Raw genomic sequence first — 15,960 nt, forward strand, 5'->3', positions numbered from 1 at the left:
GCGCGCGGCCCGCCCGCCCGAGGCCAAGGGCCTGCTCAGGACGTGCCGGTGCCGGGTGCCTCGTCATGGGGCACCCGGCGAGGGCGGGAGGTCACTCCTCCGTCGAAGCCGCCTTGCTGGAAGCCGCCGTCTTCTTGGCAGCGGTCTTCGTGGCCGTGGTCTTCGTGGCGGCCGTCTTCTTGGCCGTGGTCTTCTTGGCGGCCGTTTTCTTGACGGTCGTCTTCTTGGCGGCGGCCTTCTTGGCGGGGGCCTTCTTGGCGGGGGCCTTCTTCGCCGTCTTCTTGGCCGGCCCCTTCGCCCGCTTCTCCGCGAGCAGCTCGTAGCCCCGCTCGGGGGTGATGTCCTCGACGGAGTCGGCCGCCCGCAGCGTCGCGTTGGTCTCGCCGTCGGTCACGTACGCCCCGAAGCGGCCGTCCTTGACGACGACCGGCTTTCCGCTGACCGGGTCCTCGCCCAGCTCCTTGAGCGGCGGCTTCGCGGCCGCACGGCCCCGCTGCTTGGGCTGGGCGTAGATAGCCAGGGCCTCTTCGAGCGTGATCGTGAAGAGCTGCTCCTCGCTCTCGATGGAGCGCGAGTCGGTGCCCTTCTTCAGATACGGGCCGTACCGGCCGTTCTGCGCGGTGATCTCGACGCCCTCGGCGTCCGTGCCGACCACGCGCGGCAGCGACATCAGCTTCAGCGCGTCCTGGAGGGTGACCGTGTCGAGCGACATGGACTTGAAGAGCGAGGCCGTGCGCGGCTTGACCGCGTTCTTGCCGGTCTTCGGGGTGCCCTCGGGCAGGACCTCGGTGACGTACGGGCCGTAGCGCCCGTCCTTGGCGATGATCTGGCGGCCGGTCTCCGGGTCCGCGCCCAGCTCGAAGTCGCCGCTCGGCTTGGCGAGCAGTTCCTCCGCGTACTCGACGGTCAGCTCGTCGGGCGCCAGGTCATCGGGGACGTCCGCGCGCTGGTGGTTCTCGGAGTCGCGCTCGCCGCGCTCGATGTAGGGGCCGTAGCGCCCCACGCGCAGCATGATGCCGTCGCCGACCGGGAAGGACGACACCTCGCGGGCGTCGATCGCGCCGAGGTCGGTGACGAGTTCCTTGAGGCCGCCGAGGTGGTCGCCGTCGCCGTTGCCCGCGTCGGCCGCGCCGCCGGCGGCCTCGCCGCCGCCCTCGCCGAAGTAGAAGCGCCGCAGCCACGGCACGGCCTGCGCCTCACCGCGCGCGATGCGGTCGAGGTCGTCCTCCATCCTGGCGGTGAAGTCGTAGTCGACGAGTCGCCCGAAGTGCTTCTCCAGGAGATTGACGACGGCGAACGACAGGAAGGAGGGGACGAGCGCCGTCCCCTTCTTGAAGACGTATCCGCGGTCGAGGATCGTGCCGAGGATCGACGCGTACGTAGAGGGGCGGCCGATCTCGCGCTCTTCGAGCTCCTTGACCAGCGAGGCCTCGGTGTAGCGGGCCGGGGGCTTGGTGGCGTGGCCGTCGACCGACAGCTCGTCGGCGGTCAGCGCGTCGCCCTCGGCGACCTGCGGGAGCCTGCGCTCGCGGTCGTCCAGCTCGGCGTTGGGGTCGTCGGCGCCTTCGACGTAGGCCTTGAGGAAGCCGTGGAAGGTGATGGTCTTGCCGGACGCGCTGAACTCGGCGTCGCGGCCGTCGGCGGCACGGCCACCGATCTTGACCGTGACGGAGTTGCCGGTCGCGTCCTTCATCTGGGAGGCGACGGTCCGCTTCCAGATCAGCTCGTAGAGCCGGAACTGATCACCGGTCAGGCCGGTCTCGGCGGGCGTGCGGAAACGATCACCCGAGGGACGGATCGCCTCGTGCGCCTCCTGCGCGTTCTTCACCTTCCCGGCGTACGTACGCGGCTTGTCCGGCAGGTAGTCGCCGCCGTAGAGCTGGGTGACCTGTGCGCGGGCGGCGGTGACCGCCGTGTCGGACAGGGTCGTGGAGTCCGTACGCATGTAGGTGATGAAGCCGTTCTCGTACAGCTTCTGGGCCACCTGCATGGTCGCCTTCGCACCGAAGCCGAGCTTGCGCGAGGCCTCCTGCTGCAGCGTCGTCGTACGGAACGGGGCGTAGGGCGAGCGGCGGTAGGGCTTGGACTCGACGGACCGTACGGAGAAGGCCGTCTCCTGGAGGGCGGCGGCCAGGGAGCGGGCGCCCGCCTCGTCCAGGTGCAGGGTGTCGGACTTGAGCCGGCCGACGGAGTTGAAGTCACGGCCCTGCGCGACGCGCTTGCCGTCGACCGCGGCGAGCCGGGCGACCAGCTGCGAGGGGTCGGAGGCGTCACCGGCGCGGCCGGTGCCGAACGTGCCGGTCAGGTCCCAGTACTCGGCGGAGCGGAAGGCGATGCGCTCGCGCTCCCGCTCGACGACGAGGCGGGTGGCCACCGACTGGACGCGGCCGGCCGACAGGCGCGGCATGACCTTCTTCCACAGGACCGGCGAGACCTCGTAGCCGTAGAGGCGGTCGAGGATGCGGCGGGTCTCCTGGGCGTCGACCATGCGCTTGTTGAGCTCGCGCGGGTTGGCGACGGCGCTGCGGATCGCGTCCTTGGTGATCTCGTGGAAGACCATCCGGTGGACGGGGACCTTGGGCTTGAGGACTTCGAGGAGGTGCCACGCGATGGCTTCGCCCTCGCGGTCCTCATCGGTGGCCAGGAAGAGCTCGTCGGAGTCCTTCAGCAGGTCCTTGAGCTTCTTGACCTGGGCCTTCTTGTCGGCGTTGACGACATAGATGGGCGCGAAGTCATGCTCGACGTCCACGCCGAGGCGGCGCACCTCGCCGGTGTACTGGTCGGGTACCTCCGCGGCACCGTTGGGGAGGTCGCGGATGTGCCCGACGCTGGCCTCGACTACGTAGCCGGGGCCGAGGTAGCTCTTGATCGTCTTCGCCTTGGCAGGCGACTCGACGATGACGAGTCGGCGGCCGCCCTGTGCGGTCTCGCTGGTCGGGGACAACTTCGCTCTTCTCTCCGGTCGACGCTCGGTGGCAGTGCGCGGTGGCATCGCTTGGTCGCGGTGCTCGTGACAGTGCGGTGGCAGTGCCCGCATGGCTTGCGTTGCGCTGTCGCTGCGGAGTGTGACGGTACATCCCGCCCCCGTGTCAAACGGGAAAAGCCCGCAACGGCCACTCGAACGGTAACCCGACTACCGCCATTCCTGCCGCCCGGAGTGGCGACCCGCTGTTTCGGCGCCCGGCCCGGCCGTGGCGCGGGACGCGGCCCGGCGCCGTCCCCGCGATCACCGGAGCGATCCCTTCCGGTCCACCGGATCACGGCCGTCCGGCCGCCCCGGCGCGGCGCCCCGACCCTGCTGGAACCCGAGGTTCCGGCCCACCGGAAGGAAGCGGTCCGGGGCTGCGGCCCGGCGGTTTCACAGCCGCGTGAAACACCACACGCCGAGCAGCAGGGCGACGAGGCCCACGAGCGCGGCGAGCGTCGCCGATGCGACGGGGCTCACACCCTGGGCGACGGGCGCGCGGTGCGCGACCCGGGCCCCGGTCCACAGCAGCAGTCCGGCGCCGAACAGCGCGAACACCGTCCCCGCGAAGATCGCTGGTGCGCTCTCCATGGTCTTTGCCTCCCCGTACAGCCTCGCCCGACGCTTGTGGTGCGGCCGTGCGCGTGCTGGTGCGCGGCCGTGGCCTGGAGGCTGGCACGCGCGGGAATCGGGGGCGCGAAATCGGGGTGAACGGCGGAGGGCCGCCGCGCGCCCCTACGCCTGGACCGGCAGCAGGAAGCCCTGCTCCACCAGGAGCCTGATCTGCGCGGGCGTGCGGTCCCGCAGCAACACCGGGTCCTCGCCGACCAGTTGGGCGATGGCGTCCAGGATCCGTCCGGCGCTCAGCGATCCGTCGCACACGCCGGCGAACCCGGCGCCGACCGTGTCCACCTTGGTGGCCCGGCGCATGCCCCGGTGCTGGCGCAGCACGACGTGCTCGGGGTCCTCGGCGCCCGGCAGCCCCACCTGCTCCTGCACCACCTCGTCGGCGAGCTTGAAGTGCGCGCCGAGCAGGGCGGCGTCGTCGTGGGCGCGCAGGTAGTCCTGGCGGTCGAAGAACTCCCGCACCGTCTCGCCGAGCGGCTGCTCGACGGGGTGCGGCCACTCCTCGATGGTCACGCTCGGCTCGGCCGCCCCGGTCTTGCGCAGCGTGATCCAGCCGAATCCGACGGCCCGCGTCCCGCGCGCCTCGAACTCGTCCAGCCACGCCTCGTACCGCTCCGCGTACGACGTGGGGTCCTGGCGGTGGTCCCCCGCGTCCCGCAGCCACAGCTCGGCGTACTGCGTGATGTCCTGCACCTCGCGCTGCACGATCCAGGCGTCGCAGTCACGCGGCACCCAGGAGCGCAACCGGTCCTGCCACTCCTCGCCGTCCACGTGCTGCCAGTTGGCCAGGAAGTGCGCGTACCCCCCTTCGTTCAACCGCTCCCCCGCCTCCTGAACGAGCGACCGGCACAGATCGTCCCCGCCCATCCCGCCGTCCCGGTAGGTGAGCCGGGCGCCGGGCGAGATCACGAAGGGCGGGTTCGACACGATCAGGTCGTACGTCTCCTCGCCCACCGGCTCGAAGAGCGAGCCCTCCCGCAGATCGGCCTCCGGGGCGGCGGAGAGCGCCAGCGTGAGCCGGGTGAACCGCAGCGCCCGGGGATTGAGGTCGGTCGCCGTCACGCGCGTGGCGTGCTGCGCGGCGTGCAGCGCCTGGATGCCGGAGCCGGTACCGAGGTCGAGCGCGCTGTCGACCGGCATCCGCACGGTGATCCCGGCGAGCGTGGTGGAGGCGCCGCCGACGCCGAGGACGACGCCTTCGTCGTGGTTCCCGATGCCGCCGGCGCCGCCGACCGCGCAGCCCAGGTCGGAGACGATGAACCAGTCCTCGCCGCCGGGTCCGCCATAGGGCCGTACGTCCACCGTCGCCCGCAGCCCCGCGTCCTGCCCAGCCAGCCAACCGCTCTCCAGGAGCGCGTCGACGGGCAGAACGTCGGCCACGCGCGCGTGAGGGACGGTTTCCTGGAGCAGGAAGAGGCGCACGAGGGCCGCGAGGGCGCCGTCCGCGCGCGTGGCCCGCAGGGCGGGCACGGTCTCGCCGCGGGCCAGCGCGGTGTAGGCGGGCGCGCCGAGCAGTTCGAGCAGCCCGTCGGCGGTGAAGTCGGCGGCGAGCAGGGCCCTCCGCAGGGAGGCGGCTGCGTCGGCGCGATCGGGCGAGGGCAGGGGGAGGCTGGCGTTACTCACCCCCCCATTGTGGCCCGCGGGGGGACACCGGCGCCCTCGGCGCCGCCATGGGCGCCGAGGGCGTGGCAAAGAACGTACGGCCGGAAGGGGTCAGTTCTTGGCCGACGGCGTGGCGGACGCGCTCTTGCAGCTGTCCTGCTTGCCCATCGCCTCGCCGACCTCCCCCTCCTGGAGCTTCTCCAGTGCTTCGTTGCCGCTCTTGCTCAGCTTGTCCAGCTCGCCCGCGACGTCCTTGAGGCCGTCGGCGAAGTCCGCCTGGTTCTTGGTGTCCAGGCCGTCGACCTGCTTCTTCAGGCCGTCGTACGACTTGGAGATGGCGTTGAGCTCCTTGACGGCGTCGTCCGTCTTCTTCTTGCCGTCGTCGACCGGCGGGGCGCCCGCGCCCTTCACGGAGTCGCCCATCGCCTTGTAGGCGTCGGACATGTCCTGGAACGCCTTGGAGTCGGTCTTCTGGACGGCGGCCGGGGAGCTGTTGTCGGAGGTCTCCTTCTGGATCGCGGCGTTGGCGGCCGCGATCTTCTTCGACTGCGGCTGGACGCCGTCACAGACCTTCTTGGCCCAGCCGTCCAGTTCCTCATTGCCGTCGTCACTGCTGCTGCACCCTGAGATCGCGAGTACCAGTACCGCACCGCCGGACAGTGCGGCTGCAAGCTTCTTGTTCACCGGATTGGTCCCTTCCGTGGCTCTCGGCCCCGGAACTTACACGCCAAACGAGCGACAAACGCATGTCCGGGGTCCGACGCATCCCCTATTGCAGCCATTTGCACCAAGGGGAGCACGGGAACCGGGAGAGAAGGCTCACGGACCGTCCGGGTCAGGTCCGGTGTCCGGGGGCGGGGGCCCGCACGCCGACGGGCGGACGGCGCGTCAGAATGCGCCGGCCGCCCGCGTGTTGGACGCGTCCTTCCCGCGTTACGAAACGACCGCCGGATCAGCCGACTTGGCCGCCCGTCCGGCGTTGCCCTCGTCCCCGACGGCGATGCCCCGCCGCTTGGAGACGTAGACCGCGCCGATGATGACCGCGATGGAGAGCACCGCGATCAGTACCCGCATGCCGACGCTGGCGTCGTCCCCGTAGCTGAACTTGATGACGGCGGGCGCGATGAGCAGCGCCACCAGGTTCATCACCTTCAGCAGAGGGTTGATCGCCGGGCCGGCGGTGTCCTTGAACGGGTCGCCCACGGTGTCGCCGATGACGACCGCGGCGTGGGCCTCGCTGCCCTTGCCGCCGTGGTGGCCGTCCTCGACGAGCTTCTTCGCGTTGTCCCAGGCGCCGCCGGAGTTGGCGAGGAAGACCGCCATCAGCGTGCCCGTGCCGATCGCGCCGGCGAGGAACGAGCCGAGCGCGCCGACGCCGAGCGAGAAGCCGACCGCGATCGGCGTGAGCACGGCGAGCAGACCTGGTGTGGCCAGCTCGCGCAGCGCGTCCTTGGTGCAGATGTCGACGACGCGCCCGTACTCCGGCTGCTCGGTGTAGTCCATGATCCCGGGGTGTTCGCGGAACTGCCGCCGCACCTCGTAGACCACGGCCCCGGCCGACCGCGACACCGCGTTGATCGCCAGCCCCGAGAAGAGGAAGACGACCGCGGCGCCGAGGATCAGGCCCACCAGGTTGTTGGGCTGTGAGATGTCCATCACCAGGTTCATCGGGGCGCCGTCGCCGAGTTTCTCGCCGACGTCCTTGGCCGCGGTCGCGATGGCGTCGCGATACGACCCGAAGAGCGCCGATGCCGCGAGGACCGCGGTGGCGATGGCGATGCCCTTGGTGATGGCCTTGGTGGTGTTGCCGACGGCGTCCAGGTCGGTGAGCACCTGCGCGCCCGCGCCCTCGACGTCACCGGACATCTCGGCGATGCCCTGCGCGTTGTCGGAGACGGGTCCGAAGGTGTCCATGGCGACGATGACGCCGACCGTGGTCAGCAGGCCCGTGCCGGCCAGGGCGACCGCGAAGAGGGCGAGCATGATCGACGTACCGCCGAGCAGGAACGCCCCGTACACGCCGAGCCCGATCAGCAGCGCGGTGTAGACGGCCGATTCCAGGCCGAGCGAGATGCCGGCCAGGACGACGGTCGCCGGGCCCGTCAGCGAGGTCTTGCCGATGTCCCTGACGGGGCGCCGGTTGGTCTCGGTGAAGTAGCCGGTGAGCTGCTGGATGAGGGCCGCCAGGACGATGCCGATGGCCACGGCGACGAGGGCGAGGACCCGGGGGTCGCCGCCGTGGCCGGCGATCGCCGTGTCCGTGACGCCTTCCAGCTCCGCGTACGAGGACGGGAGGTAGACGTACACGGCCGCGGCGACGAGCAGCAGCGAGATCACCGCGGAGATGAAGAAGCCGCGGTTGATGGCGCTCATGCCGCTGCGGTCGGCGCGCCGCGGTGCCACCGCGAAGATGCCGATCATCGCCGTCACGACGCCGATGGCCGGAACGATCAGCGGGAAGGCGAGCCCGGAGTCGCCGAACGCCACCTTGCCGAGGATCAGCGCGGCGACGAGCGTGACGGCGTACGACTCGAAGAGGTCGGCGGCCATGCCGGCGCAGTCGCCGACGTTGTCGCCCACGTTGTCGGCGATGGTCGCGGCATTGCGCGGATCGTCCTCCGGAATGCCCTGCTCGACCTTGCCGACCAGGTCGGCGCCGACGTCGGCGGCCTTGGTGAAGATGCCGCCGCCGACACGCATGAACATCGCGATCAGCGCGGCACCGAGTCCGAATCCTTCGAGCACCTTCGGCGCGTCGGCCGCGTAGACGAGCACCACACAGGAGGCGCCCAGCAGACCGAGCCCCACCGTGAACATGCCGACGACGCCACCCGTGCGGAAAGCGATCTTCATGGCTTTGTGCGAGACGGCGGTGAGATCCTTTTCCGGCTCGCCTTGTGCCGGGGTGGCCTCTCGGGCCGCGGCCGCCACGCGCACATTGCTGCGCACCGCGAGCCACATACCGATATAGCCGGTGGTCGCCGAGAACGCCGCTCCGATCAAGAAGAAGACCGATCGTCCGGCGCGCTGATTCCAGTCGTCCGCGGGCAACAGCATGAGCAGGAAGAACACGACGACGGCGAATACGCCGAGCGTGCGGAGCTGGCGGCCCAGATAGGCATTCGCGCCTTCCTGGATCGCCCTGGCGATCTTCTTCATGCTGTCGGTGCCCTCGCCGGCCGCGAGCACCTGGCGCACCAGGACCCCGGCGACGACGAGCGCCGCGAGCGCGACGGCCGCGATGACCATCACGATAAGACGATTGTCGTCCGTCAGGACTGCGGCTGCGAAGGTTGAGGGGTGGTCAAACTGATGAGGGGTAGAAAGCCCCGCCATTCGTCCTCCTTGACGCTTGGGCTGAGCTCAAGATGTGGACGGATTGTAGGGAGCGGAACCTGATCAAAACAGAGCGCCACTAACGCAATTGGCCTGAGATTGCTTCTCAGCAAACGATCGCGGCCAAAGTTTGGCCCCAAAAGCGGTAATGCCTCAAAACCGTTGACGACGGATCATTGATCTAGAACGATAAATGATCAGAATAAGAAAAGGCCCTGTTCACCGTGGTGATGACAAGGCCTGTCGGGGCGGCCCGCGCGGCTCAGGAGCGGCGTGGATGCGTCGCGGGAGCGCTCCGGGCGCGGGCGGAGAGGCGGGCGGAATCACGCCGCGAGCGGCGACGGCACAATCAGGTCACGAGCGGCGCGGGCGACACGGGCGGAATCACGTGATGAGCGGCGCGCGGGCAGGATCGCGGCGCGAGTGGTACCGGCCGGAACGGGCGCGATCGGCGTCGGCCGAGTCAGGGCACGATCGGCGTCGGCCGAGTCAGGGCACGAGTGGCGTCGGCCGAGTCAGGGCACGAGTGGCGCGGGGGTCGTAGGCCAGGTCATGCGGATCAGGCCGCCGGATTCACCCGCGGTGACCTCGACGTCGTCCACGAGGCCGCTGATGACGGCGAGACCCATCTCGTCCTCGCCCTCGGCCTCCAGCTCGTCACCCCGGCCGGGCCGCCCGCCGGGCGCCCGGTCACCAGGAGCCGAACGGGGCGCCTCGTCGCCGACCTCGATGGAGAACTGCTTCTCGTCCTCGGTCAGCGCGACCCGCACCGGGGCCGTGACGCCATTGCTCTGGTGCAGCCCGACCGCGCGCGTGCAGGCCTCGCCGACGGCGAGCCGGACCTCGTCGAGAACGGCCTCGTCCACTCCGGCCCTGCGCGCGACCGCGGCCGCCACCAGGCGAGCCGTCCTGACGTGCTCGGGCAGCGCGCTGAAACGAAGCTCAACGGTGGCCATGCATCCCCCTCGGACGTACGCGCGTGCTGTCAGGGGACCGGGCCGCAGGCCCGATCCCCTGCTGTACTGCCACCCCCGGCGTCAGTCGGTGGCGGCGACTGCTTCCTCGACCGAGGTGTGAATGGGGAACACCTTGGTCAGGCCGGTGATGCGGAAGATCTTGAGAATGCGCTCCTGGTTGCAGACCAGGCGCAGCGAGCCCTCATGGGCACGCACGCGCTTCAGGCCGCCGACCAGCACGCCGAGCCCGGTGGAGTCGAGGAAGTCCACGCCCTCCATGTCGACGACAAGGTGGAAGCTGCCGTCGTTCACCAACTCGACCAACTGCTCGCGCAACTTGGGCGCGGTATATACATCGATTTCGCCACCGACCTCGACGACCGTACGATCGCCGACGGTACGGGTCGACAGGGACAGGTCCACGGATCCTCCAGCACCTTGCTATCGAGCGGTCATCCCTCGGGACACCTCGGCAGAGCCCCCAGGACGGATAGCCAGCCGCGATGGCATTCAATCACTTACCGGCAGGCGTGCACGACGCCTTTGGACCATTGTCCATCCCGCCAGTGACACACTCGATGCCGATGGCCGAAATTTCTTCCTCCGGAGGAGCCTCTGTGGGCACCCCGGCACAGACGTCCCCGCAGGTGGTCCTCGACCGGCTCACCGCGGGGCCGAGCCGTGCGTCGCGCGTCACTCATACGGAGCACTTGCCCCCACGTGCGGCTCGGTATGCAGTCTGGCCCGACCGCATCCGTCCGGAGGTCATATCCGCCGTTCGGGCGGCAGGCATCGAGCGCCCCTGGGCCCATCAGGCGCTGGCGGCGGAGCACGCGCTGGACGGCGAGTCCGTGGTCGTCGCCACCGGAACCGCCTCCGGCAAGTCCCTGGCCTACCTCGCGCCCGTCCTCTCCGCGCTCGTCGACGGCTCCGAGGCGCCGAACGGGCGGGGCGCCACCGCCCTGTACCTGGCCCCCACCAAGGCCCTGGCGGCCGACCAGCGCCGCGCCGTCCGGGAACTCGCCGCCCCTCTCGGCAACGCCGTACGCCCCGCCGTGTACGACGGCGACACCCCCTTCGAAGAGCGCGAATGGGTGCGTCAGTACGCCAACTACGTCCTGACCAACCCCGACATGCTGCACCGCGGGATCCTCCCCTCCCATCCCCGTTGGTCCTCGTTCCTGCGCGCCCTGCGCTACGTCGTCATCGACGAGTGCCACACCTACCGCGGTGTCTTCGGCTCGCACGTCGCCCAGGTGCTGCGCCGGCTGCGCCGCCTCTGTGCCCGCTACGGTGCCGAGCCCGTCTTCCTGCTGGCCTCCGCCACCTCCGCCGAACCCGCCGTCTCCGCGGAGCGCCTCATCGGGCTGCCCGTGAAGGAGGTCGCCGACGACGCCTCACCGCGCGGCGACCTCGTCTTCGCCCTGTGGGAGCCGCCGCTCACCGACCTGCACGGCGAGAAGGGCGCCCCCGTGCGCCGCACCGCCACGGCCGAGACCGCCGACCTCCTCACCGACCTGACCGTCCAGGGCGTCCGCTCGGTCGCCTTCGTGCGCTCCCGGCGCGGCGCCGAGCTGATCGCGGTGATCGCGCAGGAACGTCTCGCCGAGGTCGACCGCTCCCTGGCCCGCCGTGTCGCGGCCTATCGCGGCGGCTACCTGCCCGAGGAGCGCCGCGCCCTGGAGCGCGCCCTGCACTCCGGCGAACTCCTCGGCCTCGCCGCCACCACCGCCCTGGAACTCGGCGTGGACGTGTCGGGTCTGGACGCCGTCGTCATCGCGGGCTATCCCGGCACACGAGCCTCCCTGTGGCAGCAGGCCGGGCGTGCGGGGCGCTCCGGGCAAGGGGCCCTGGCCGTGCTGGTCGCCCGGGACGACCCGCTGGACACGTATCTCGTCCACCACCCCAAGGCGCTGTTCCAGCAGCCCGTCGAGTCCACCGTCCTCGACCCCGACAATCCGTACGTCCTCGCTCCCCACCTGTGCGCCGCCGCCTCTGAACTGCCGCTCGTCGACGACGACTTGGCTCTCTTCGGTCCGGCCGCCGAGGAGCTGCTACCACAGCTGGAGGCCGCGAAACTGCTGCGCCGCCGGGCGCGGGCCTGGCACTGGACCCGCCGGGAGCGGGCCGCCGACCTGACCGACATCCGCGGCGAGGGCGGCAGGCCCGTGCAGATCGTCGAGGAGGGCACGGGCCGGCTCCTTGGCACCGTCGACGCGTCCGCCGCGCACACCACCGTGCACGAAGGCGCCGTCCACCTCCATCAGGGCCTCACGTATCTCGTGCGCCACCTCGACCTGGAGGACTCCGTCGCCCTGGTCGAGGAGGCCGCGCCGCCGTACTCGACGACCGCGCGCGACACCACGGCGATCTCCATCCTGGAGACGGATGTGGAGGTCCCCTGGGGCGAGGGCCGCCTGTGCTACGGCTCCGTCGAGGTGACCAATCAGGTCGTCTCCTTCCTGCGCAGGAAACTCATCACGGGCGAGGTCCTCGGCGAGACCAAGCTGGAACTCCCTCCTCGTACGCTGCGGACGCGCGCCGTCTGGTGGACGGTCACCGAGGATCAGCTGGACGCCGCCCGCGTCCATCCCGAGATCCTCGGCGGCGCCCTGCACGCCGCCGAGCACGCCTCCATCGGCATGCTGCCGCTGTTCGCCACGTGCGACCGCTGGGACATCGGCGGCGTCTCCGTGCCGCTGCATCCGGACACTCTCCTTCCCACGGTGTTCGTGTACGACGGTCATCCGGGCGGGGCGGGGTTCGCCGAGCGGGCTTTCCACACGGCGCGGGAGTGGCTGACGGCGACGCGGCAGGCGATCGCGTCCTGCGAGTGCGAGGCCGGATGCCCCTCGTGCATCCAGTCACCCAAGTGCGGCAACGGCAACGAGCCGTTGCACAAGCGGGGGGCCGTTCGGTTGCTTTCCGTGTTGCTGCGCGATGCGGAGGCCGGCCCCGGGGCCTAGGGGCGGGCCTCTGGGGCTGAGGGTGCGGGTCGGGGCGGGGTTGGGGCTGGGGGCACTTTGTCCCCGGGGACGTCGTCGGAGTGCGGCTGCTCACGGCATTAGATCCGCTGCTCACCGCAGTGGGCCCGCTGGGCCCGCGCGGGAGCGGGCGTGGGTCGAGAAGGGGCCGACGGAGGCGCCCGCCGTGACGTCGGAGACATCGCCCCGCACAGCGCAGCGCAGGAGGCGCGCACCCTGCGCGGAGACCACCCGGTCGGCCGCCGCGCAGGCCCCCGAGGGGCCCGCCGCCCAGTGGTCCGCCGCCGCCAGCGCCGCGAGGTCCGCCGCACCGCCCGCCCGGTGCCGGGCCACGACCGCCTGACCCATCGCGAACACGCCCCCGCAGATCACACAGAGCGCCGCCAGCACCACCGTCACCCACACCGTGGCTGCCCCACGATCGCGCGCCGCGCCACGCCAGTGCCCGCCTCCGAGCTGCCGTCCCCACCGGAGCCTCCTCCCCCGGCGTCCGTCCCGCGCGAACCCGCCCCTCTGGTGTCCGCCCAACGAACGGCCGCCCCACATGTGCCCGACCCGCGCGAACCCGCCCCCCTGGTGCCCATCCAACGAACGGCCGCCCCACATCTGCCCGACCCACAGGCGTCGACCCCACAAGCACCCGTCCCAGACGTGCCCGCCCCGCAGGTGCCGACGACCCCACAGGCAGCCGCCCCCTATGCGCCGACCCCTCGTACGCCCTCCCCGCATGCGCCCACCCCGCGCCCGCCGACTCCCCACACACCCGCCCCTCATACGCCCACCCCCACCGTCTCCTCCGCCAACGCCACCGCCTCGGCCCGCAGGCGCAGGCCGAGGTCCAGTGCCTTCGGCCCCGGCGCGGCGGCGACCACCTCGACCCGCACCAGGTCGCCGTCGCGCCGCACGGTCACCCGCGCTCCACGCGGCGCCGCCTGCCGGGCCGCCGCCACGGCCACCGTCTCGGGGTCCTGCCGCGCCGCCGCGCGAGCGCCGGCCCTCGCCGCGTCCACGCACTGGATCTGCGCGCACACCGCCAGCAGCGTCCACACCAGCGCCATGGTGAACAGCACCAGCGTCGGCAGCACCACCGCCGCCTCCGCCGTCACGAACCCCTGGTCCCTCGCGCGCGGTTCCCGCCTCCGATCAGAACGGCGCATCGAGTGCCTTCCCCACCAGCGCCTGCAAGGCCGCCCTGACCTGGTCGCTCGTCACCACCTTGTAGAGCAGCCCGGCGAATCCCACCGCCGCGATCAGCCCCATCGCGTACTCGGACGTCACCATGCCCGCGTCCTTGCCGGTCGCCCGGGCCCGCCGCAGCAGCGCCCGCGCGTAGTCGTGTCCACGCATCTCAACCCCCGTGAGTGTTCCGTTCGGCGCCTCGGCCCTGTAATGGCCGGGGCAGTCGTCGTCGTGTCCGTCTTTTCCAGTTCGCCGCTTCTTCCCGGCGCTTCTTCACCTCGCTGCTTCAGTTCGCTTTCAGCAGTCCCTCCGCGAGGCCGATCACCACCGGCAGCACCCCGACCGCGATGAACGCCGGGAGGAAGCACAGGCCCACGGGCATCGTCATCAGGACCGCCGCCCTGCGCGCTGTCGCCAGGGCTGCCCGGCCTCGCGCGGCCCGGGCCTCCGCCGCGAGGCGGGCCACCGGCTCGGCGGCCGGCGCTCCTGACTCGTCGGCGCGCTCCAGCAGCCGGGCCAGTGGAGCGGCGCCCGGTATCGCCGCCAAGTGGCTCCAGGCATCGGCCGGTTCGCCGCCCAGGCGCATCTCGGCCGCTCCCCGCGCGAGCCGCTCGCCCACCGGACCTCGCAGCGAGTCCCCGACGGCTCCGGCAGCCGCGACAGGGCTCGCGCCCGCGGCGACGCAGGCCGCCAAGAGATCAGCGGCCAGCGGGAGTTGGCGTACCCCCTCAGCGGTGTCGTCGGCGTCTTCCTGGTCCAGGGGCGGGGCGTGGGATCGCAACCGACGCCATGTGCCGTAGCCGACGGCCGCTCCCGCCAGGAGGCCGAGCACGCCGCCAAGCAGGACGCAGGCCGCGCTCGCCGCCCCGGCCACGGTGAGCCAGACACGTACTCGCGGCCTAAGGCCCGGCCACCGCCCCTGAAGCCGCGCAGCCGGCCTCTCGGCGCCCAGCGCCGCCCGGGCCCGCCGCCGCACCGCCCTTTCACGCCGTGCGGCCAGCACCGTCAGTGCCAGCCACAGCACCGCCCCACCTACCCATACCGCCATCCCCAGCCTGTGGACAGCACTCATCACCCCTCCGCCCTTCGCACGATCCGCAGCGCCCACCACGCCCCGACGCCCTCGAGCACCCCGCCCACCGCCAGGCAGCCGAGCCCCGCCCCGGTGTGCAGCAGCACCCGCAGCGGCTCGGCTCCCAGCGCGCCGCCCATCAGCAGCCCAAGGACCGGCAGACCCGCGAGCATCACTGCGGTCGACCGCGCGCCGGCCAGCTGCGCCCGCAGGTCCGCCCGTTGGTCGCGCTCGGCGCGCAGCGCGCCCTCCAGGCGTTCCAGCCCCGACGCGAGCCCCGCACCCCGGTCCACGGCGACCCGCCAGCACGCCGCGAGGCCCAGCAGGCCCTCCGCACCCGGCTCCCGCGCCGCCTCGCCCAGCGCTCCCGGCACGTCCCCGCCGAACCGCGCCGCCGCCAACAGCGCGCTCCGCCCCGCCCCGGCCCCATCGGCCGACCCGCCACAAGCACCGGCGGCTCTCTCGCCAGAGCCGGCCTCGGCAAGTGCCGATCGCAACGCCTCCCCCGGCTGGCGCCCCGCCCGCACCTCGCCGGCGAGCGCCCCGCACAGCGCGATCACCGCGTCACCGCGCCGCTCCCTCTCCCGGCGCGCATCCCGGACCCGCCTCGCCCGCCCCGCCAGCGGCACCCCCGCCGCACCCGCGACGAGCGGCAGCAAGGAGGCCCCAAGGAGGCCCACCACCGCCCCGGCCACCAGGCACCACCACTCATGCCGCACCCGCCCCCGCCCAACGGCGACAGCCCGCCGCCAGGACCAACCGCCTGCCCCATCAGGCACATCGGGGGCGAGCACCGCCCGGACCCGCTGAGCCGTGCGGTCCTTGCCGCCCATCAGGCAGGCCGCGCCTCCCGCGCACACGGCCGCCGTCCACATCGACGTACTCACACCGGATCACCCCGCTCGTCGCCACCCAGCAGGCCGTACAGCCGCTCCCAGCCGGGCCCTTCGGTGAACGCCTCTTCGCCCCATCGCAGCGCGGGCACCGTCACGACCAGGCCGGATGCGGCACGCTCCAGGACATGCACCTCGGCGACGCGGCGGCGGCCGGTCCGGTCGCGGACGAGATGGATCACCACCGACAGGGCGGCCGCCAACTGGCTGTGCAGGGCCGCCCGGTCGAGCCCCGCGGCCGTCCCCAGGGCCTCCAGGCGGGCGGGCACGTCCGCGGCGGCGTTGGCATGGACCGTGCCGCAGCCTCTGTCGGACGCGAGAAAAGAGTTCAGTCCCCAAGGCTTCT

13 protein-coding genes and 1 pseudogene are annotated in these 15,960 nt (G+C 71.9%); 1 reads left to right on the plus strand and 13 read right to left on the minus strand.

Annotated features, from left to right (window positions below; all coding sequences use genetic code 11):
- Positions 1–91: 91 nt before the first annotated feature.
- The 7 genes from topA to bldG all read right to left on the minus strand — a co-directional run bounded on the left by topA (position 92) and on the right by bldG (position 9,909).
- On the minus strand, positions 92–2,944 hold the full coding sequence (topA, locus tag ACZ5GP_RS12455; RefSeq protein ID WP_468750823.1) for a type I DNA topoisomerase: 2,853 nt from the start codon (positions 2,942–2,944) through the stop codon (positions 92–94).
- Positions 2,945–3,358: 414 nt separating this feature from the next.
- Complete coding sequence (locus ACZ5GP_RS12460; protein ID WP_358586141.1) at positions 3,359–3,556, minus strand: hypothetical protein; 198 nt, start codon at positions 3,554–3,556, stop codon at positions 3,359–3,361.
- A 144-nt stretch (positions 3,557–3,700) separates the two neighbouring features.
- On the minus strand, positions 3,701–5,215 hold the full coding sequence (locus ACZ5GP_RS12465) for a DUF7059 domain-containing protein (RefSeq protein ID WP_468750824.1): 1,515 nt from the start codon (positions 5,213–5,215) through the stop codon (positions 3,701–3,703).
- A gap of 90 nt (positions 5,216–5,305) precedes the next feature.
- Positions 5,306–5,878, minus strand: coding sequence for a small secreted protein (locus ACZ5GP_RS12470; RefSeq protein WP_468750825.1), 573 nt, complete (start codon positions 5,876–5,878; stop codon positions 5,306–5,308).
- Positions 5,879–6,127: 249 nt separating this feature from the next.
- A complete protein-coding gene (locus ACZ5GP_RS12475) occupies positions 6,128–8,530 on the minus strand; it encodes a sodium-translocating pyrophosphatase (protein ID WP_468750826.1) in 2,403 nt (800 codons plus the stop codon).
- 515 nt (positions 8,531–9,045) lie between these two features.
- The gene (locus ACZ5GP_RS12480) at positions 9,046–9,486 is read right to left on the minus strand and encodes an ATP-binding protein (RefSeq protein WP_468750827.1); all 441 of its coding nucleotides are present in this window, start codon (positions 9,484–9,486) and stop codon (positions 9,046–9,048) included.
- 81 nt (positions 9,487–9,567) lie between these two features.
- The gene (gene bldG / locus ACZ5GP_RS12485; RefSeq protein WP_003975386.1) at positions 9,568–9,909 is read right to left on the minus strand and encodes an anti-sigma factor antagonist BldG; all 342 of its coding nucleotides are present in this window, start codon (positions 9,907–9,909) and stop codon (positions 9,568–9,570) included.
- Positions 9,910–9,989: 80 nt separating this feature from the next.
- Here bldG and ACZ5GP_RS12490 point away from each other — a divergent pair, with 80 nt between their 5' ends.
- A complete protein-coding gene (locus tag ACZ5GP_RS12490; RefSeq protein WP_468750828.1) occupies positions 9,990–12,452 on the plus strand; it encodes a DEAD/DEAH box helicase in 2,463 nt (820 codons plus the stop codon).
- A gap of 111 nt (positions 12,453–12,563) precedes the next feature.
- Here the strand turns inward: ACZ5GP_RS12490 and ACZ5GP_RS12495 are convergent, their stop codons facing one another.
- The 6 genes and pseudogenes from ACZ5GP_RS12495 to ACZ5GP_RS12520 form a co-directional block, all read right to left on the minus strand.
- Complete coding sequence (locus tag ACZ5GP_RS12495; RefSeq protein ID WP_468751267.1) at positions 12,564–13,016, minus strand: Rv3654c family TadE-like protein; 453 nt, start codon at positions 13,014–13,016, stop codon at positions 12,564–12,566.
- Positions 13,017–13,240: 224 nt separating this feature from the next.
- Entirely contained in the window at positions 13,241–13,627 is a 387-nt protein-coding gene (locus ACZ5GP_RS12500) for a TadE family type IV pilus minor pilin (protein ID WP_468750829.1), read from the minus strand.
- Complete coding sequence (locus tag ACZ5GP_RS12505; protein ID WP_468750830.1) at positions 13,614–13,817, minus strand: DUF4244 domain-containing protein; 204 nt, start codon at positions 13,815–13,817, stop codon at positions 13,614–13,616. Before ACZ5GP_RS12505 ends, ACZ5GP_RS12500 begins: the two co-directional genes overlap by 14 nt.
- A 118-nt stretch (positions 13,818–13,935) precedes the next feature.
- A complete protein-coding gene (locus ACZ5GP_RS12510; protein ID WP_468750831.1) occupies positions 13,936–14,481 on the minus strand; it encodes a type II secretion system F family protein in 546 nt (181 codons plus the stop codon).
- A 239-nt stretch (positions 14,482–14,720) separates the two neighbouring features.
- Positions 14,721–15,596 carry a type II secretion system F family protein gene (locus ACZ5GP_RS12515; RefSeq protein WP_468751268.1) on the minus strand — a complete coding sequence of 292 codons (876 nt, stop codon included), beginning with the start codon at positions 15,594–15,596 and terminating at the stop codon, positions 14,721–14,723.
- An 8-nt stretch (positions 15,597–15,604) separates the two neighbouring features.
- Positions 15,605–15,919, minus strand: a pseudogene (locus ACZ5GP_RS12520) (ATPase, T2SS/T4P/T4SS family); the annotation flags it as partial.
- Positions 15,920–15,960: the final 41 nt, after the last annotated feature.

Source organism: Streptomyces sp. NPDC031466 (assembly GCF_055581265.1).